The organism is Streptomyces sp. NPDC001852, assembly GCF_042891825.1.
Classification (GTDB): Bacteria; Actinomycetota; Actinomycetes; order Streptomycetales; family Streptomycetaceae; genus Streptomyces.
The window spans coordinates 85,900-104,601 of the sequence record NZ_JBIATN010000030.1 but is presented as its reverse complement, the minus strand read 5'-3'; the positions used below and the strand labels follow the sequence as shown (position 1 = coordinate 104,601).

General features: G+C 72.8%; 14 protein-coding genes. 8 read left to right on the top strand and 6 right to left on the bottom strand.

Going from position 1 to position 18,702, the window contains the following annotated elements; translation table 11 throughout:
* The first annotated feature begins 21 nt into the window (after positions 1-21).
* From hydA to ACFYZB_RS37240, 3 genes are all read left to right on the top strand, one after another.
* A complete protein-coding gene (gene hydA / locus ACFYZB_RS37250; RefSeq protein ID WP_388766027.1) occupies positions 22-1,425 on the top strand; it encodes a dihydropyrimidinase in 1,404 nt (467 codons plus the stop codon).
* Positions 1,426-1,436: 11 nt separating this feature from the next.
* Positions 1,437-2,456 carry a TIGR03842 family LLM class F420-dependent oxidoreductase gene (locus ACFYZB_RS37245; RefSeq protein ID WP_388766025.1) on the top strand — a complete coding sequence of 340 codons (1,020 nt, stop codon included), beginning with the start codon at positions 1,437-1,439 and terminating at the stop codon, positions 2,454-2,456.
* Between the two features lie 121 nt (positions 2,457-2,577).
* On the top strand, positions 2,578-4,104 hold the full coding sequence (locus ACFYZB_RS37240) for an NCS1 family nucleobase:cation symporter-1 (RefSeq protein ID WP_388766054.1): 1,527 nt from the start codon (positions 2,578-2,580) through the stop codon (positions 4,102-4,104).
* Positions 4,105-4,119: 15 nt separating this feature from the next.
* Here ACFYZB_RS37240 and ACFYZB_RS37235 read toward each other — a convergent pair whose 3' ends face one another.
* Together ACFYZB_RS37235 and ACFYZB_RS37230 are read right to left on the bottom strand one after the other, a co-directional pair.
* Positions 4,120-4,812, bottom strand: a complete 693-nt coding sequence (locus ACFYZB_RS37235; RefSeq protein WP_388766024.1) for a hypothetical protein — start codon at positions 4,810-4,812, stop codon at positions 4,120-4,122.
* A 191-nt stretch (positions 4,813-5,003) separates the two neighbouring features.
* Positions 5,004-5,540, bottom strand: coding sequence for a GNAT family N-acetyltransferase (locus tag ACFYZB_RS37230; RefSeq protein WP_388766023.1), 537 nt, complete (start codon positions 5,538-5,540; stop codon positions 5,004-5,006).
* A 146-nt stretch (positions 5,541-5,686) separates the two neighbouring features.
* On the opposite strand from ACFYZB_RS37230, the gene ACFYZB_RS37225 reads away from it, so the two are divergent.
* The 5 genes from ACFYZB_RS37225 to ACFYZB_RS37205 all read left to right on the top strand — a co-directional run bounded on the left by ACFYZB_RS37225 (position 5,687) and on the right by ACFYZB_RS37205 (position 15,043).
* Positions 5,687-7,504, top strand: coding sequence for a gamma-glutamyltransferase family protein (locus tag ACFYZB_RS37225; RefSeq protein WP_388766022.1), 1,818 nt, complete (start codon positions 5,687-5,689; stop codon positions 7,502-7,504).
* A gap of 92 nt (positions 7,505-7,596) precedes the next feature.
* A complete protein-coding gene (locus ACFYZB_RS37220; protein WP_388766019.1) occupies positions 7,597-8,445 on the top strand; it encodes an inositol monophosphatase family protein in 849 nt (282 codons plus the stop codon).
* 307 nt (positions 8,446-8,752) lie between these two features.
* On the top strand, positions 8,753-10,171 hold the full coding sequence (locus tag ACFYZB_RS37215) for an NAD(P)/FAD-dependent oxidoreductase (RefSeq protein ID WP_351214653.1): 1,419 nt from the start codon (positions 8,753-8,755) through the stop codon (positions 10,169-10,171).
* On the top strand, positions 10,168-10,677 hold the full coding sequence (locus ACFYZB_RS37210; protein WP_388766017.1) for an O-acetyl-ADP-ribose deacetylase: 510 nt from the start codon (positions 10,168-10,170) through the stop codon (positions 10,675-10,677). Before ACFYZB_RS37215 ends, ACFYZB_RS37210 begins: the two co-directional genes overlap by 4 nt.
* 538 nt (positions 10,678-11,215) lie before the next feature.
* Positions 11,216-15,043 carry an amino acid adenylation domain-containing protein gene (locus ACFYZB_RS37205; RefSeq protein ID WP_388766016.1) on the top strand — a complete coding sequence of 1,276 codons (3,828 nt, stop codon included), beginning with the start codon at positions 11,216-11,218 and terminating at the stop codon, positions 15,041-15,043.
* Between the two features lie 89 nt (positions 15,044-15,132).
* On the opposite strand, the gene ACFYZB_RS37200 is transcribed toward ACFYZB_RS37205, so the two are convergent.
* From ACFYZB_RS37200 to ACFYZB_RS37185, 4 genes are all read right to left on the bottom strand, one after another.
* Positions 15,133-16,824 (bottom strand): PLP-dependent aminotransferase family protein, encoded by a 1,692-nt coding sequence (locus ACFYZB_RS37200; protein ID WP_388766052.1) that lies wholly within the window; start codon positions 16,822-16,824, stop codon positions 15,133-15,135.
* A gap of 148 nt (positions 16,825-16,972) precedes the next feature.
* Positions 16,973-17,674 carry a B3/4 domain-containing protein gene (locus ACFYZB_RS37195; protein ID WP_388766014.1) on the bottom strand — a complete coding sequence of 234 codons (702 nt, stop codon included), beginning with the start codon at positions 17,672-17,674 and terminating at the stop codon, positions 16,973-16,975.
* A 2-nt stretch (positions 17,675-17,676) separates the two neighbouring features.
* Positions 17,677-18,039 (bottom strand): chloride channel protein, encoded by a 363-nt coding sequence (locus tag ACFYZB_RS37190; protein ID WP_388766013.1) that lies wholly within the window; start codon positions 18,037-18,039, stop codon positions 17,677-17,679.
* A 36-nt stretch (positions 18,040-18,075) separates the two neighbouring features.
* The gene (locus ACFYZB_RS37185) at positions 18,076-18,567 is read right to left on the bottom strand and encodes a hypothetical protein (protein WP_388766011.1); all 492 of its coding nucleotides are present in this window, start codon (positions 18,565-18,567) and stop codon (positions 18,076-18,078) included.
* Positions 18,568-18,702: the final 135 nt, after the last annotated feature.

Genomic DNA, 18,702 nt, shown 5'->3' with positions numbered 1-18,702 from the left:
ACTGTTGACCGAGGGAGCAGCATGAGCAGCCGTACCGTCATCCGTGGGGGTCTCGTCATCACCGCCTCGGACGAGATCCACGCCGACGTCCTGATCGAGGACGGCCGTGTCGCCGCCCTCGCCGCCTCCGGCACCCCCGCCGCCGAGGCGTTCACCGCCGAGAAGGTCATCGACGCGGCCGGCAAGTACGTCATCCCGGGCGGCGTCGACGCGCACACCCACATGGAACTGCCCTTCGGTGGCACCTTCGCCTCCGACACCTTCGAGACCGGCACCCGCGCCGCCGCCTGGGGCGGTACGACGACCATCGTCGACTTCGCGGTGCAGAGCGTCGGGCACAGCCTGCGCGAGGGCCTGGACACCTGGCACGCCAAGGCCGAGGGCAACTGCGCGATCGACTACGCCTTCCACATGATCGTCTCCGATGTGAACGACGAGACGCTCAAGGAGATGGACCTCCTGATCGAGGAAGGCGTGACCTCCTTCAAGCAGTTCATGGCGTACCCCGGGGTCTTCTACTCCGACGACGGCCAGATCCTGCGTGCCATGCAGCGCTCCGCCGAGAACGGCGGGCTGATCATGATGCACGCCGAGAACGGCATCGCCATCGACGTCCTGGTCGGGCAGGCCCTCGCGCGGGGCGAGACCGACCCGCGCTACCACGGCGAGGTCCGCAGGGCCCTGCTGGAGGCCGAGGCCACCCACCGCGCCATCCGACTCGCCCAGGTCGCGGGCGCCCCGCTGTACGTCGTGCACGTCTCGGCCATGGAGGCGGTGGCCGAGCTGGCCCGGGCCCGGGACGAGGGGCTGAACGTCTTCGGCGAGACCTGCCCGCAGTACCTGTTCCTGTCCACCGACAACCTCGCCGAGCCGGACTTCGAGGGCGCGAAGTACGTGTGCTCGACGCCCCTGCGGCCGCGCGAACACCAGGCCAAGCTGTGGCAGGGACTGCGCACCAACGACCTGCAGGTCGTCTCCACCGACCACTGCCCCTTCTGCTTCACCGGCCAGAAGGAACTGGGCCGCGGCGACTTCTCCAAGATCCCCAACGGCCTGCCGGGCGTGGAGAACCGTATGGACCTGCTCCACCAGGCCGTCGTCGACGGGCACATCTCCCGCCGCCGCTGGATCGAGATCGCCTGCGCGACCCCGGCCCGGATGTTCGGGCTGTACCCGAAGAAGGGCACCATCGCCCCGGGCGCCGACGCCGACATCGTGATCTACGACCCGCACGCCGAGCAGGTCATGTCGGCCGAGACCCACCACATGAACGTCGACTACTCGGCCTACGAGGGCAAGCGCACCACCGGCCGGGTCGAGACCGTGCTCTCGCGCGGCGAAGTCGTCATCAGCGAGCGGGAGTACACCGGGCACACCGGGCACGGCGCCTTCACCCCGCGCTCCACCTGTCAGTACCTCAACTAGGAGCAGCGCCCATGGACTTCGGACTCGTCCTGCAGACCGACCCGCCGGCCTCCCGTGTCGTCAGCCTGATGAAACGGGCCGAGCGCAACGGTTTCACGTACGGCTGGACCTTCGACTCCGCCGTGCTCTGGCAGGAGCCGTTCGTGATCTACAGCCAGATCCTGGCCAACACCTCGAAGCTGAAGGTCGGCCCGATGGTCACCAACCCGGGCACCCGCACCTGGGAGGTCACCGCCTCCACCTTCGCCACCCTCAACGACATGTTCGGCAACCGCACCGTCTGCGGCATCGGCCGCGGCGACTCCGCGATGCGGGTCGCGGGCCGCAAACCCAACACGCTCGCGCGCATCAGCGAGGCGATGAAGGTCATCCGGGCGCTGGGCAGCGGCGAGGAGGCCGACCTCGGCGGCACGAAGATCCGCTTCCCGTGGATCAAGGAGGGCGCCCGGCTCCCCGTCTGGATGGCCGCGTACGGCCCGAAGGCGCTGAAGATGACCGGTGAGGAGGCCGACGGGTTCATCCTCCAGCTGTCCGACCTGTATCTGACCGAGTACATGGTGAAGGCGGTGAAGGACGCCGCCGCAGCCGCCGGACGCGACCCGTCCGAGGTCACCATCTGCGTGGCGGCCCCCGCGTACGTCACCGCCGACGACTCGCCCGAGGCCCTGGCGCACGCCCGCGAACAGTGCCGCTGGTTCGGCGGCATGGTCGGCAACCACGTCGCCGACCTGGTCGCCAAGTACGGCGAGCACTCCGCCCAGGTCCCCGAGGAACTCACCGACTACATCAAAGCCCGTGAAGGGTACGACTACTCCCACCACGGACGGGCCGACAACCCCGACACCGCGTTCGTGCCCGACGAGATCGTCGACCGGTTCTGCGTCGTCGGGCCCGCCGAGAAGCACATCGAGAAACTGACCGCACTCCGCGCGCTGGGCGTCGACCAGTTCGCGGTGTACGACATGCACGACGCGCAGGAAGCCACCATCGACGCCTACGGCACGAAGGTGATCCCGGCCATCAACGCCTGATCCAAACCCCGCAGTTCGAGCCCCCCACCGCCCCTCTTGGTCTCCCCTCCCCACCTCCCCGGGGAGGGGGCTGGTGCCCGCACGGCCTCTCCAGACCCACCTCACCCCGATTGGCCAGCCCATGACCGACACCGCTCCCACGGCCATACCCCTGTCCGGCCAAGTCACCCTCCCCGACGGGCGCGTGGAACTCGCTCCTGGTACTCCGCCGCCCAGCGGTCCGTACGCCAACACGGACCTGCTCCCGGTCCCGGCCGAGAAGCGCACCTGGACCACGTACAACTTCTCCGCCCTGTGGGTCGGCATGGCCCACAACACGGCCTCCTGGACGCTGGCCTCCGGCCTGATCGCCGTCGGCATGGACTGGAAGCAGGCGGTGTTCACCATCGCCCTCGCCAACCTGATCGTGCTGGTGCCGATGCTGCTGACCGGACACGCCGGCCCGAAGTACGGCATCCCCTTCCCGGTCTTCGCCCGCGCCTCCTTCGGGGTGCGCGGGGCCAACCTCCCTGCCGTCGTACGGGCGTTGGTGGCCTGCGGCTGGTTCGGCATCCAGACCTGGATCGGCGGCGAGGCGATCTACTTCCTCGCCGGCAAACTGATCGGCGACAGCTGGTCGAACGCGGCGCACGTCGGTGGCTACGCCTGGACCATGTGGCTGTCGTTCGCGATCTTCTGGGTCATCCAGGTCGCGATCATCCACCGCGGCATGGAGACCATCCGCCGGTTCGAGAACTGGGCCGCGCCCTTCGTGCTCGTCGGCGCGTTCGTGATGCTGTGGTGGATGAGCAGCAAGGCGGGCGGCGTCGGCCCGCTGTTCGACCAGCCGTCGAAGCTCGGCTGGGGCGCGGACTTCTGGAAGCTGTTCTGGCCGTCCCTGATGGGCATGATCGGCTTCTGGTCGACCCTGTCGCTGAACATCCCGGACTTCACCCGCTACGGCAGGAGCCAGCGGGCCCAGACCTGGGGCCAGGCCCTCGGCCTCCCGACGACGATGACCCTCTTCGCGTTCCTGTCCGTCCTGGTCACCTCCGGCTCGCAGGCGGTGTACGGCAAGCCGGTCTGGGACCCGGTCCAGCTGGCGGCGAAGACGGACAACGTGGTCGGCCTGCTCTACGCGCTCGTGACGGTCCTCGTGGCCACCCTCTCCGTGAACATCGCGGCCAACCTGGTCTCCCCGGCGTTCGACTTCTCCAACGTGGCGCCGCGGAAGGTGAGTTTCCGCACCGGGGCCCTGATCACCGCCGTCCTCGCCGTCCTGATCTTCCCCTGGAAGCTGTACTCCGACCCGCAGGGCTACATCTTCACCTGGCTCGGCCTGGTCGGCGGTCTGCTCGGCACCGTCGCGGGCATCCTCGTCGCCGACTACTGGCTGCTGCGCCGCACCCGCCTCGACCTCGCCGACCTGTACCGCACCGGCGGCCGCTACTGGTACGCGGCCGGCTGGAACTGGCGGGCGGTCGTGGCGTTCGTCGCGGGCGGTGTCCTCGCGGTCGGCGGTGCCAGCTTCAAACCCCTGATCGACGGCCGCCCCATCCCCGCGCTGTCCTCCCTCGCCGACTACGGCTGGGCGGTGGGCCTCGGCACCTCCCTGGTGCTCTATCTGGCCCTCACGCTGCTGACCGGCCGCAGGGAGGCGACGGCGTAGCGGAGTCGGGGGCGGTCAGCCGGAGGCCGACTGCGACTGCCCGCCCCCGAGCGCGCCCACCGCCGCCCGTGCCGCCTGGATGGCCCCCTTGTTGATCTCGTCCGTGCCGGGTGCCTTCTTCGTGTCGAAGTTGCTGCCGTTGTAGGTGACGATCACGAGGGCGTTGGACACCCGGACCAGCACCACGCCCTCGCGCGTCTGCTGCTTGTCCTGCGTGGTGAGGTTCACGACGGAGTAGGCGCTGTTTCCGAGCCCCGGCACGGCCCCGCCGCCGCTCTTCTCCTGCACCCGCTGCTGGTACTCCTGCGTCGCCTCCTGGTCCGACCCGCTGATCTCGAACGACACGTCCAGCCAGCGGTAGTCGTAGCCCTTCAGCGCGTTCCAGGAGCAGGTGCGGCGCAGCTTGGTGTCCGTCGAGGGGATCTCCTTGCCGGTCGTGTTCGCGCCCGGCACCAGGGACTTCACGGTCGCCGCGGGCACGCTGGTGCAGGGGGAGGGCGCGGTGCTGTACGCCTTCGCCGCCGTGGCGGAGGACGGGTCGGAGGAGGAAGAGGAGGCGGACTGGGTGGACGTCTTCTGGGCCGCGTCGTGCCCCGCGGCGGCCGAGGACGCGGCCGGACCGGAGGTCAGCGCCCAGCCGGCACAGGCGAGGACCGCGACCGGCGAGATCCGCGCGGTGAGGGCGAGCGGCAGAGGAAGAGAACGCACGGCGCACTTCTCGTGTGGGGGAGGGGGTACGGCAGGGGTCCGCATGGTGGATGTGGGACGCCAGTGTCACACGACTCCCTGTGCGGCGGAAGCGGAAACTCGCAGCGTGCGCGTCCGGTTACGACGGCCCGCTCACGACGTCCCGTTCCGCCTGTTTTGCCCCTCGAGTCGATGGGGCCGGCGACCCGCGCTCACCGCGGTTCGCCGCCTGGCCGCTCCGTGCGGAGCATGGAGAAGATCACCTGATCGTGCCACCGGCCGCCGCGCCACTGTGCCGAGCGCAGCACGCCCTCCCTGACGAAGCCCGCCTTCTCCAGCGCGCGCTGCTCGGCGAGGTTGGCGCAGTCCGTCCAGGCCTGGAGCCGTTCGGCCCGGGTGTGGTCGAAGAGGTACTCGGCGAGCAGGCGCTGGGCCCGGGTGCCTATGCCGCGGCCGTGCGCGGCCGGTATCAGGCCGATCCCCAGGGTCCAGCAGGTGGAGGTGGCGGGCCGCCCCCAGGCGCCGGCGAACCACTCGACCCGGCCCACCGTCCGGCCCGCCTCCGCCACGGACAGCACGCCGCCGTCGGGGCCGAGCAGGCCGGTCTCCGCGAACTGCCGGCGCAGGCCGGCCGCTGAGCCGAAGCCGAACCACTGGTACGGGCCGGTCCCCTCCGGCCCGTTGAACTCCCTCTCGAACAGGTCGAGATCGTCGGCGGTCACGGGGCGCAGCGTGATCTCGTCAGACATGGAACGACTCCTGATCCGTAGGGCCGGCGCGGGCAACGGCGTCCGACTCTTCCACACATCGAGCCGGGCCCCGGCGGGACGTCGTTTCCGGGCGGAGGCGGAGGCGGAGGGGGAGGCTTGGGGTTCGGGCAGCCGACGGAGGAGAGATGCATTTCACGACGCGCCCCACTCTTCAAGGGACGTACGGCATGGTCTCCTCCACCCACTGGCTGGCCTCCCAGTCGGCGATGGCGGTCCTGGAGGACGGCGGCAACGCCTTCGACGCCGCCGTGGCGGGGGCGTTCGTGCTGCACGTGGTGGAGCCGCACCTCAACGGGCCGGCCGGCGAGGTGCCGATCCTGCTCGCGCCGGCCGGCGGCGAGGTGCGCGTGCTGTGCGGGCAGGGCGTGGCCCCGGCCGGGGCGTCCGTCGCCCACTACCGGGGGCTCGGACTGGACCTCGTACCCGGCACCGGGCCGCTCGCCGCCGCCGTGCCCGGCGCCTTCGACGCCTGGCTGCTGCTCCTGCGCGACCACGGCACGAAGTGCCTGGACGACGTGCTGAAGTACGCCGTCGGATACGCCGAGCACGGGCACGCGCCCGTGGAGAGGCTCGGCGCGACGGTGGAGACCGTACGGGAGCTGTTCGAGACCGAGTGGACCTCCTCGGCGGAGATCTACCTGCCCGGTGGGCGGGCTCCCCGGCCCGGTGAGCGTTTCCGCAATCCTGCCCTCGCCGCCACCTGGAGGCGGCTGCTCGCCGAGACCGCGGGCAGCGGCGACCGGGAGACCCGGATCGACGCCGCGCGCGAGGTGTGGCGCTCCGGGTTCGTCGCCGAGGCCCTGGTACGGCAGTCGCGGCGGCCCACGACGGACACCAGCGGCGCACGGCACACCGGCACGCTCACCGAGGCCGACCTCGCCGACTGGTCGGCGCGCTACGAGACCCCGGTGACCTACGACTGGAACGGCTGGACCGTGTGCAAGGCGGGCCCCTGGAGCCAGGGCCCCGCCCTCCTCCAGCAGCTCGCCCTGCTCCCGGCCGAGCTGCCCGCCTACGGCTCCGCCGAGTACGTCCACCTGCTGATCGAGGGCTGCAAGCTCGCCATGGCCGACCGCGAGGCCTGGTACGGGGACGCGGCCGAGGTGCCGGTCGCCGAGCTGCTGTCGGACGGCTACAACGCCGGGCGGCGGGCCCTGGTCGGCGCCAAGGCCTCCTGGGAGCTGCGGCCCGGCAGCCCCGGCGGACGGGCCCCGCGGCTGCCGGCACAGGCGTACGCGCGCGTGGAGACCGGCGCCGACCGCGGCTTCGACCCGATGGGCGCCGGTGAGCCGACGTTCGCCCAGCTCCCCGGCGAGCAGGTGGCCGCCGACGGCACGACCCGCGGCGACACCTGCCACCTGGACGTCGTCGACCGCTGGGGCAACATGATCGCGGCCACGCCCAGCGGGGGCTGGCTGCAGTCCAACCCGGTCGTGCCCGAGCTGGGCTTCCCGCTCGGCACGCGCCTGCAGATGACCTGGCTGGAGGAGGGGCTGCCGAACTCCCTCACCCCGGGCCGCCGCCCGCGCACCACCCTCACCCCGTCCCTCGCCCTGCGCGACGGCGTGCCGGTCCTGGCGTTCGGCACCCCCGGCGGCGACCAGCAGGACCAGTGGCAGCTGCACTTCTTCCTCGCCGCCGCCCTGCGCGCCCCGGTCCGCGGCGGCCTCGACCTCCAGGGCGCCATCGACGCCCCGAACTGGCACAACGACAGCTTTCCCAGCTCCTTCCACCCGCGCGGCCGCCGCCCCGGCAGCGTGACCGTGGAGGCCCGCATGCACGAGGACGTGATCGAGGAGCTGCGTCGGCGCGGCCACGACGTCACCGTCGGCCCCGCCTGGTCCGAGGGGCGCCTGTGCGCGGTGGCCCGGGACCCGGAGACCGGCGTGCTGTCGGCGGCGGCGAACCCGCGCGGGATGCAGGGGTACGCGGTGGGCCGCTGAGTGATCGTCCGGCACCCGTTCTTCATCCCGATTCCACCCGCTGTGCACCGGGCGGGCGGGGATTGTCAGGGGGACGTGGTCTCATGGAGGGCATGATCGAAGCAATGACGGAAACCATCGACGAGTTTCTCACCCGCTGCTCGGCCGACGTGGAAGAGGCGGTCCGCAAGGCCGCCGCGGCCGAGATCCTGCCGCGCTTCCGCCGCCTCGCCGAGCACGAGGTGGACCAGAAGAGCGGCCCCCACGACCTGGTGACGGACGCCGACCGGCTCGCCGAGCTGCGGCTGACCTCGGACCTCGGCGCGCTGCTGCCCGGCTCGGTCGTGGTCGGCGAGGAGGCGGTGCACGCCGACCCGGCGACCTACGCGGCGCTCCAGGGCGACGCACCGGTCTGGATCGTCGACCCGGTCGACGGCACCCGCCAGTTCGTGCACGGCGACGACGGGTTCTGCACCCTGGTCGCCCTCGCCCACCGGGGCGTCGTCCTCGCCTCCTGGACCTACGCCGCGGCGCACGACCGGCTGGCCACCGCGGTCCGCGGTCAGGGGGCCTTCCTCGACGGCGAGCGGCTCTTCGCGGGCCGACCCGCGCCCGGCCGGGACCTCGTCGTCGCCACGTCGCACCCGGACTACACCACCGACGAGGAGAAGCGCGCCCTGAGCGTCCTGTGGACCGACGGCCTCGCCCCCCGCCCCTGCGGTTCGGCGGGCCTGGAGTATCTCGCCATCGCCCGGGGCGAGTTGGACTGCGTAGCATTCTCCTGGGAGGCGGCCTGGGACCACGCGGCCGGGCTGCTCCTGGTCGAGGAGGCGGGCGGCGCCCATCTCACCCGCGACGGCGAGCCGTTCCGCGTGACAGGCGGCAACGCACTGCCCTTCACCGCGGCCCGGGACGCCGCGACCGCCCGCCGGGTGGCAGGGCTGCTGCGCGCGGGGGCGTGAAGCCGCTAGGCGCGCCCGGCCTCAGGGGCGCGGAGCTGTGTCCCTGTGCGGATTCCGCCGTGACGGGGGCACCGCCGTTCGAGTGAAGCCGGGAACCCGGGGGAGCGACGAGCCACGACGGACCCGCACCCGGCAACGGGGCCCCGGCCACCCGGCACGGCCCCCGGCGCCACCCCACCCGGCACCGGCCGGCCCGGCCCCCGGCACCGGCCCGCCCACCGCCGCCGGGCCACCCGGCCCGAAAGAATGTCAGTCATCCGGCATATCCTGACCCCGAGTGGCCATCGGCTGACGAAGGGGTCCGAAGGTGCCGTCGATGCTCGATGCGGTCGTGGTGGGTGCGGGACCGAACGGACTGACCGCTGCCGTGGAGCTGGCCCGTCGCGGCTTCTCCGTCGCGCTGTTCGAGGCGAAGTCCACCGTGGGCGGTGGCGCCCGTACCGAGGAACTGACCCTGCCCGGCTTCCGGCACGACCCGTGCTCGGCCGCCCACCCCCTCGGCATCAACTCACCGGCGTTCCGCGCCCTGCCCCTCGACCGTTACGGCCTCGAGTGGCTGCACTCCGAGCTGCCGATGGCGCATCCCTTCCCCGACGGCACCGCGGCCGTGTTGTCCCGCTCGGTGGCCGAGACCGCCGCCTCCTTCGGGCCACGGGACGCGGGCGCGTACCGAAGACTGGTCGAGCCGTTCCTCGCCCACTGGGACACCCTCGTGCGGGACTTCATGTCCCTGCCGCTCACCGCGCTCCCGCGCGACCCCGTCACCCTGGCCCGCTTCGGCCTGGCCGGGCTGCCGCCGTCCACCTGGCTGCTGCGCCGCTTCAAGGACGAGCGGGCCAAGGCCCTGTTCGCCGGCCTGGTCGCCCATGTGATCGCGCCGCTCAGCGGCCTGGCCACCGGCGCCGTCGGCCTGGTCTTCGCCCTGTCCGCCCACGCCCGCGGCTGGCCGGTGCCCCGCGGCGGCTCCCAGGCCATCTCCGACGCCCTCGCCGCGTACCTGAAGGACCTCGGCGGCGCCGTGCACACCGACTACGAGGTCAAGCGGCTGGACGACCTGCCGCCCGCGCGGGCGTACGTCTTCGACACCTCGCCCACCGCGCTGGCCCGCATCGCCGGTTTCGGCGACACGTACGCGCACTACCGCTACGGCCCGAGCGTCTTCAAGATCGACTACGCCCTGGACGGTCCCGTGCCCTGGACCGCGCCCGAGGCCCGCGCCGCCACGACCGTGCAGATCGGCGCGAGCAAGGCCGAGATCTCCACGGCCCTGCGCGCCGCCTCCCGCGAGGGCCGTGCCCCCGGCCGGCCGTTCCTGATCACCGTGCAGCCCAGCATCGTCGACCCGACCCGCGCCCCCGAGGGCAAGCAGGTCTTCTGGGCGTACGGCCATGTGCCGAACGGCTGGTCCGGCGATCTCACCGACGCCATGGAACGCCAGCTGGAGCGCTTCGCCCCCGGTTTCCGCGACCGCGTCCTCGCCCGCGCCGTCGCCGGCCCCGCCGAGCTGGCCGCCCACAACGCCAACTACGTCGGCGGCGACATCGCCTGCGGCGCGGCGTCCGGACTCCAGCTGCTGTTGCGCCCCAGACTGTCCCTGTTCCCCTACCACACCCCTCATCCGGCCGTCTTCATCTGCTCCTCGGCCACCCCGCCGGGCCCCGGCGTGCACGGCATGTCGGGGCACAACGCGGCCAAGGCCGTATGGCGAAGACTGAGGCAGACATGACCACCATCACGCTCGCCCAGGGCGACATCACCCGGCAGAGCGCCGACGCGATCGTCAACGCGGCCAACTCCTCCCTCCTCGGCGGGGGAGGAGTCGACGGCGCGATCCACCGGCGCGGTGGCCCCGCCATCCTCGAGGAGTGCCGCGCCCTGCGCGCCTCCGGCTACGGCAAGGGCCTGCCCACCGGCCAGGCGGTCGCCACGACGGCGGGTGAACTCGACGCCCGCTGGGTCATCCACACGGTGGGTCCCCGGTTCACCCGAGAGGAGGACCGGTCGGAGCTGCTGGCCTCCTGCTATCGGGAGTCCCTGCGGGTCGCGGACGAACTCGGTGCTCGTACGGTCGCGTTTCCCGCCGTCTCCGCCGGTATCTACGGCTGGCCGTTGGAAGACGCCGCACGGATCGCGGTGGAGACCGTGCGGACCACGGACACGGCGGTCGAGGAGGTCCGGTTCGTCCTCTTCGACGACCGGGCGTACGAGGCGTTCGCCGCGCAACTTCGCTGACGCACCTCGGGTTGTGGCCCGACCAAGGCATCGTCCACCGGTCCGCATGACGACGCCCGGCAACTCGCCGTCGTACGAGGAGGGTGTGCCGACGCGGAGCACGTCCGCAGTCCGCACGAGTCCCCTGGCCCCGTCGGTTCCACATGCCTGTTCGACGTCCCGGCCGTACAGTGGGAGTCGCTCTACCGACAGGGTGTCGATGTCGTACTCGCCCCCGTCCGCCGCACGGCCGGCAGCCGGCGCACGGTGGCCAGAACGGAGGCGTTGAGCGAGTTCCGACGGACCTTTCCGGGGACGAGAGCACTCCTCGTCACGGTGGCCGGTCCTTCACAGGTGTCACGGGTTGCGCGGTTCCCGCTCCTGGGATGCGCGGCCGAGCGGGTGGTCGTGACCGATCCCGATGCAGTCGGTCGCCGTTCCCGAACACCTCCCGCACATGTGCCGTCCCGGGCCCCCACGCGCTCGGAAGATCTTCAGGAGCCCCCGCCCCACGCCCGCCGTGGCCAGTCAACGAGCACAACGACGCGGGGACGATGCTATGAAGACTGCGAGCGCACTGATGTCCGGCACGCCCCTCACGGGCCGGTGCCTGCCCGATCTGCTGGCCCGTCAGGCCGCCCTGCGCCCGGAGGCCACGGCGGTCACCTTCCGCGACAGGCGGCTCAGTTACCGCGAACTCGACCGGCACAGCCGGGACCTCGGGGCCCGTCTCGCCCGGCTCGGCGTCGGCCCCGACACCTGCGTCGGGCTGTTCACCGAGCCGTCCCTGGACCTGATGACCGGGGTGTGGGGCATCCTCGGCGCGGGCGCCGCCTATCTGCCGCTGTCCCCGGACTACCCCGAGGAGCGGCTGCGCCACATGATCGAGGACTCCGGGGCCTGCGTCATCGTGACGCAGGAACACCTGGGCGAGCGGCTGACGGCCGTCGCCCCGCGGGGTGTTGTGGTGCTCACGCCGGCCGAGCCGGCGCCGGACCCGGGCGACCGCGCCGCCTGCGACCGGCAGCCCGGCCATCTCGCCTACGTCATCTACACCTCGGGCAGCACCGGCCGGCCCAAGGGCGTGGGGATCGAGAACCGGGCCATCCTCAGCCAGCTCCGCTGGCTCGGCTCCCGTGGCCATCTCGGACCGCAGGTCACCATCCTGCAGAAGACGCCCATGAGCTTCGACGCCGCACAGTGGGAGATCCTCGCCCCGGCCGCCGGAGCCCACGTCGTCATGGGCGCCCGGGGCATCCACCGGGACCCGCAGGCCGTCGTGGAGGCCGTGCGCAGCCACGGCGTCACCCACCTGCAGTGCGTGCCCACGCTGCTCCAGGCGCTGCTGGACACCGAGGAGTTCTCCTCCTGCACCTCGCTGCGGCGAGTCTTCTCCGGCGGCGAGGCGCTCACCCACAGGCTGGCCCGTGACTTCTTCCACGCGCTGCCGGGCGTGTCCCTGGTCAACCTCTACGGGCCGACCGAGACCACCATCAACGCCACCTTCCACGAGGTCGACCCCGCGGCCCTCGACGGCGGCACCACCTGCACCGTGCCCATCGGCGTGCCCGTGACCGGCGTCTCGGCGCACGTCCTGGACGAGAACCTGACACCGGTCGGCACCGGCGTGGCCGGCGAACTGTATCTGGGCGGCGCCCAACTGGCCCGCGGTTACCTGGGCTGCCCCGAGCAGACCCGGGAGCGCTTCGTCGACTCGCCGTTCGAGCCGGGCGAGCGCCTGTACCGCACCGGTGACGTGTGCCTGCGGAACCCGGACGGCACCCTGCAGTTCGCGGGCCGCGCCGACAACCAGGTCAAGCTGCACGGCTGCCGCGTGGAGCCGGAGGAGGTGGCCTCGCGCATCGAGGAGCACAACTGGGTGCGCCGCGCCGCCGCGATCGTCACCGACGACCCGCGCACCGGCCATCCGGCCCTGGTCGCGTGCGTCGAGCTGGACCCCCGAACGGCGGCCGTCATGGACCAGGGCACACACGGCGCCCACCACCAGTCCAAGGCGTCCAAACTCCAGGTCAGGGCGCAGCTGTCCAACCCGGGCCTGCGCGAGCCGGCAGAACTCGCGGGCCGCCCCGCCATCGCCCTGCCGGGCCACGCGGAGACCCCCGAGCAGCGCCGGGAGGCCTTCGCGCGCAAGACGTACCGCTTCTACGACGGCGGCCCGGTCACCCGCGAGGACCTCCTCGACCTGCTCGCACCCCGGCCGGTCCCCGCACACTCCCGCCCGCTGAGCGCGCTGGCACCGGCCGAACTGGGCCGGATCCTGCGCTGGTTCGGCCAGTTCCGCAGCGAGGAAAGGCTGCTGCCGAAGTACTCCTACGCCTCACCGGGCGCCCTGTACGCCACTCAGTTGTACGTCGAGTCCGGCGGCGTCGCGGGCCTGGCGCCCGGTGTGCACTACTACCACCCGGTCGACCACTCTCTGGTCCGCGTCGGCGACGGCACCGGCCACTGCCCGGACGGCGGGCTGCTGGTGCACTTCCTCGGCAAGCGGCGCGCGATCGAACCCGTCTACACGACCAACATCCAGGAAGTGCTGGAACTCGAGACCGGGCACATGGTGGGCGTGTTCGAGGAGGTACTGCCCGCCCACGGCCTGACCATCGCCCCGCTCGGCCACTTCACACCGGTCAAGGACGACCTGGACGTCGCCGGGGAAGACCACTACCTCGGCACCTTCGAGATCACCGCGAACCACGGCCGCCCCCGCCACGACCCCACCGAGCTGTACGTCCAGGCCCACCCCGCCCGCGTCGAGGGCCTGCCCGGAGGTCAGTACCGCTACCGCGAAGGGACGCTGGAACCCATCGGCGACGAGCTGATCGAGATCCGGCACGTCATCGCCATCAACCAGGGTGTGTACGCCCGCGCGAGCTTCGGCATCAGCGCGGTCAGCCGGGCCGCCGAGCCCTGGCTGCAGTACATCGCCCTCGGCACCCGCCTGCACCACCTCCAGCGCACCCCGGGCTTCGGCTTCATGTCCTCCGGCTACTCCTCCCGGTCCGGGCATCCGCTGCCCAGCGCCCTCCGCCTGGGCGACATCCTCGGCTCCGCCGGAATCCCCGGCGGCCCGTCGTACTTCTTCCTCGGCGGCCGGGTCAGCGACGCCCAGGTGGCCGACGAGGGCATGCACGAGGACGCCGTGCACACCAAGGGCCCCGCGGAGATGATCCGCGACGAACTGGCCCGCGCCCTGCCGGACTTCATGCTCCCGAGCCGCGTCGTCGTCCTCGACGCGCTGCCGCTGACGGCCAACGGCAAGGTCGACCGCAAGGCCCTGGCCGTCTCGCCCGAGGTGGCCGCCACCCGGCGGCCCGGGGTGTACGTGGCACCGGCCACGCCGACCGAGCAGTGGCTGGCGGACGTCTGGGGCGCGACGCTCAGGTACCAGAACGTGTCGGGCGAGGACGAGTTCTTCGCCTGCGGCGGCAACTCGCTGAGCGCCGTGGCCCTGGTCAACCGGATCAACAAGCTCCGCGGCACCCGTCTGCCGCTCCAGGTCCTCTTCGAGACACCCAGGCTGCGGGATCTGGCCGCGCGGATGGACGACCACGCGACGACCCGGGTCTCCCGGATGATTCCCCTGGCCAAGGAGGGCGGCTTCGCCCCGGTCTTCTGCTGGCCCGGCCTCGGCGGCTACCCGATGAACCTGCGCCTGCTGGGCCAGGGGGCCGGCCTGGACCGCCCGTTCTACGGCATCCAGGCGCACGGCATCAACGCCGGCGAGACCCCGTACCACACCATCCGCGAGATGGCCGCCGCGGACCTCGCGGAGATCCGCCGCATCCAGCCGAGCGGCCCCTACACCCTGTGGGGCTACTCCTTCGGCGCCCGGACCGCCTTCGAGACGGCCTGGCAGCTGGAGCAGACCGGCGAGAAGGTCGAGCACCTGTTCCTGATCTGCCCGGGCAACCCCAAGGTCCACCAGGAGGACGGCCGCGCCCCCGTCCGACGGGCGTCGTACGACGACCCGGCGTACGTCACGATCCTCTTCTCCGTCTTCGCCGGCACGATCCACGGCCCCGCCGTGGACGCCTGCCTGGCCCGGACCCAGGACGAGGACACCTTCGTCGCCCACGTCCACGATCTGCTGCCGTCCCTCGACGAGGACACGATCCGCCGCATCACCCGCATCGTCGGCCTCACCTACGAGTTCGACTACACCTTCCACGAGCTGACCGAGCGCACGGTGGAGGCACCGGTCAACCTCTTCAAGGCCCGAGGAGACGACTACTCCTTCGTCGAGTCCCACGCCGCGTACTCGACCCGGCCGCCCACGGTCGTCCACCTGAACGGCGACCACTACAGCGTCCTCAAGCCCCCCGGCCTCCCGGAACTGCTCACCGCGACCCGCACGGCGATGGGCCAATGACCCACCACTCTGGCCAGGCGCAGCAGGGCGGCCGCACGATGCCACGACACCACCTCCGGCCAGGACCGGCCGACCGGGCCGGATCCGCGTCAGCGACCCGGAGGGCCGGACAGCTCGCGCAGGGTCCGGCCGAGCAGGGCCACGCCCTCGGCGATGACACCCGGGGCGGTGGCCGCGTAGCCGAGGACGAGGCCGGGCCGGCCCGGCAACTGCCGGTGCCAGGAAAGCGGTTGGCACTTCACGCCCCGGTCCAGCGCGGCGGCGGCGAGCTCGGTGTCGGGTACGTCGGCGGTGTACGTGACCGTCAGATGCAGGCCCGCCGCGGCGCCGTGCACGGTCCCGCCGGGCAGATGCTCGGCGAGGGCGGCGATCATCGCGTCGCGGCGGTCACGGTGCCGCCGCCGCAACAGCCGCAGGTGCCGCTCCAGCCCACCGGACCTCATCAGCCCGGCGAGCACCAACTGCGGCAGCATCGCGTTGCCCAGGTCGTTGAACCGCTTGGCGTCGACCAGGTCCGTGCGGTAGCGGGGCGGGGCCACCAGCCAGCCGATGCGCAGCGCCGGAGCGAGCAGCTTCGACACGCTGCCCATGTAGCACACCCGGTCGGCCAGCAGCGCCCGCAGCGCGGGGACCGGCGGCCGGTCGTAGCGGTGCTCCGCGTCGTAGTCGTCCTCCAGGATCAGCCCGCCCTCGCGTGCCCACCCCAGCAGCTCACGCCGGCGCTCGCCGCTGGTCACCACGCCGGTCGGGAACTGGTGGGCCGGCGTGAGCAGCACCGCGCCGGCGCCGGTCGCGCGCAAGGCGTCCACGCGCACCCCGTCCCCGTCGACCGGCACCGGCGGGGTGTCGAGCCCCCCGTTGCGCAGATGCTGGCGCCCGCCGAGCGAGCCGGGGTCCTCCACCGCGACGGCGTCGATGCCGTCCGCCCGCAGCACCTGGTGCAGCAGCGTGAGCGCCTGGGCCGTGCCCGCCACGATCAGCACCTCGTCCGGCTCCACCCGAACGCCCCGCATCCGCGCGAGCCAGTCGGCGACGGCCCGCCGCAGCGCGGGAGCGCCACGGGGGTCGCCGTACCCGAGGTGCTCGGCGGACAGCTCCGCGAGCACGGCACGTTCGGCACGCAGCCAGGCGGTGCGCGGAAAGGCGGCGAGATCAGGCCGCCCGGGTGTGAGGTCGACGTCGGCCGGTGCCTCCCGCAACGCGTCGAAGACATCGGCACCGGGCGCCCGGAGGAACGGCGTCGCAGGTGCGGTGGGGTGCGCGCGGGCGGCGGCCGGGCGCGGGGGGCGGGGTGCACGGGGGAAGAGGGGCGGGCTCTGCGTACCGGGGGCGCGAGAGGACGGTGCGGGGACGAGAGCGGGGGCGGCCCCGGACGGCCCGCGAGAGAAGCCGCCGGACGCGCCTCGCCGTACGGTGCCGGACATGCCGGTCCCCGGCGTCCCGGACGGGGCGGCGGGCGGTGTCGCTGACGGCCCGGCCGGCGGCCTGCCGAGTGCGGCATCCCCGGGGCCCTCCGGCGGTACGCCACCTCCCGGAGCCCCGCCGCCGCGGGCGCCCCGTGCCTGAGCCCCGCCGCCATGGGTGTCCCGGGTCGGAGCGAACGGTGCCGCCACCACCACCGTGCCCCCGCGGCGGCGGCCCTCCAGGTGGCCGTCCTCGGCGAGGCGGCGGTAGGCCTCGGTGATCACGCCGCGGGAGACATGCAGTTCGGTGGCCAGCACCCGGGTGGGCGGGAGCCTGCTGCCCACCGCCAGACGGCCGTCCGCTATCGCCTGCCGCAGCCGTCCGGCCAGCCACTCGGCCTTCCCGCCGACGGGCACGTCACCGGCCGCGAGCTGCAGGAAGTCCGAGCCGCGGCCCGGGAGTTCGCCCGCGCCGGCCGTCACCCCTCGCTCCTCGTCCACCGTACTCATGCTGTCACGCGCCGGTTCAGCCGCCGAAGTCGAAGTCCGGAGCGGCCCGGGTGAGTACGGCCGTCCCCGTGGCGGCCCCCCAGTGTGCCGCCACCTCCGCCTCGAGCGTCTTCAGCAGCTCGGGCACGATCTCCGCGCCGCCGTCGTGCATGGCCTCCGCCACCACCAGCACCCGGCGGGTGTCCCCGCCGACCGCCGAGTGGCCGCTCTGCCGGTGGGACCAGCGCCGCGCGTGCGCGCGGCCGGCGGAGTCGACGAAGGTCACCTCGCCGGGCGCGGGCCGCTCGACGCTCCCGCCGAAGGCCGTGTACGTCTCGTCACCGCCCGCCGGCCGCACCTCCAGCAGCGGCCCGGTGATCCGGTCCACGTCGAGGACCGCCACCGGAACCGCGTACGCCACCGACAGCGCGTTGCACAGGTCGACCAGTGGATGGATGCGCGGCAGCGTCCCCTCCTTCCGCAGCCGGCGCAGCAGCGACTCCGAGGCGCACCGGTACTGCGTCGGCTTGACCCCCGTCCGGCTGAACGTCCGCCGCCAGGCGAGCACTTCGGGGAACTCACCCTCGGTGGCACCGGCCAGCCGGGCCAGGGCGCGGGCGGTGTACTCGGCGGCGCGCGGACCGGTGTCCACGGCGGCGCCGATGCCGTCGGCGTACAGCACGCCGGAGGCCAGTTCGGGAAACGTGGCCCAGATGGTGTCCGCGTGCCGGAAACGCATGGTCAGGGACCTCCTCGGGTTCGGGAGCACCACTCTGCCGCCGCCATGGTCCGCTCACCAGGGCCAAAGCCGGTCCGGGACACCGGTCCATAAGTGTGCCGCGGGCACCGGCACCCGCGCCGGCCCGGGAGCGGTGGACGACGTACGGGCGGGCGACGTACCCGAACGGGACGGCGAAGGCGTGCACCAGCCGGCATGCCGGCGGCCGAACCCGCCACCAGCAGGGCCTTGCGCTCGTCGATGGTGACCTTCAGGAACTGGGCCAGCAGGGAGCCGACGGCGCCGCCGGTCATGATGATCGGGCCCTCCGCGCCGAACGGCCCGCCGGTGCCGGTCGACACCGAGGCCGAGGCGGGCTTCGGCACGGCGACGCGCGGTCCGCGCGGGACAACCGGCGGTTCCTACAGGCATATCCAGCAGTACAGCCGCTCGCCGGCGGCGCGGGCCCGCCGTGCGAGTCCGATCAACTCCTCCGCCAGGGGTTGCATGTCCTCGGCGAGGGCTCCGTGCAGCTCCTCGGACCGGACCCACCTGGCGACGGCCGCGGGCACGTCGGCGTCCGGCACTCCCGCGAGGGCGTCCCGTACGGCGGTGTCGAGTTCGGTCACCCACGGCCCGGTCGCCCAGGGATCGTCCTCGCTCGCCGGGCCGTCCGGGCCGGGTTCCGGGGTCGCGGGCCAGACGCTCACCTCCGCGACGAGGTCCGGCGACCACGGAACCCGGCACACCGCGGCGACCAGTTCGCCCAGGACGACGTCCGGGTCCAGTCGCTTGGCCTGGACCCCGTCCAACCCGAAGCCGGTGAGCACCGGAGAGCCGCCCTCCGTACGCTCCAGCGCCCGGACCACCGTGGTGGCATCGGGCGCCCTGAAGTAGTCGGTCAACACACCCATCGGTCCCCCCGAGAACGTCGGTCCACAGAACGTCGATCCATCTGCCGCAAGTAGAGCAGACGCCACTGACACCGGGCCCCGGCCCCGGGCCGCGCCCCCCGCGGCCCGCGTGACATCATCGGCCGGGGACCCGAA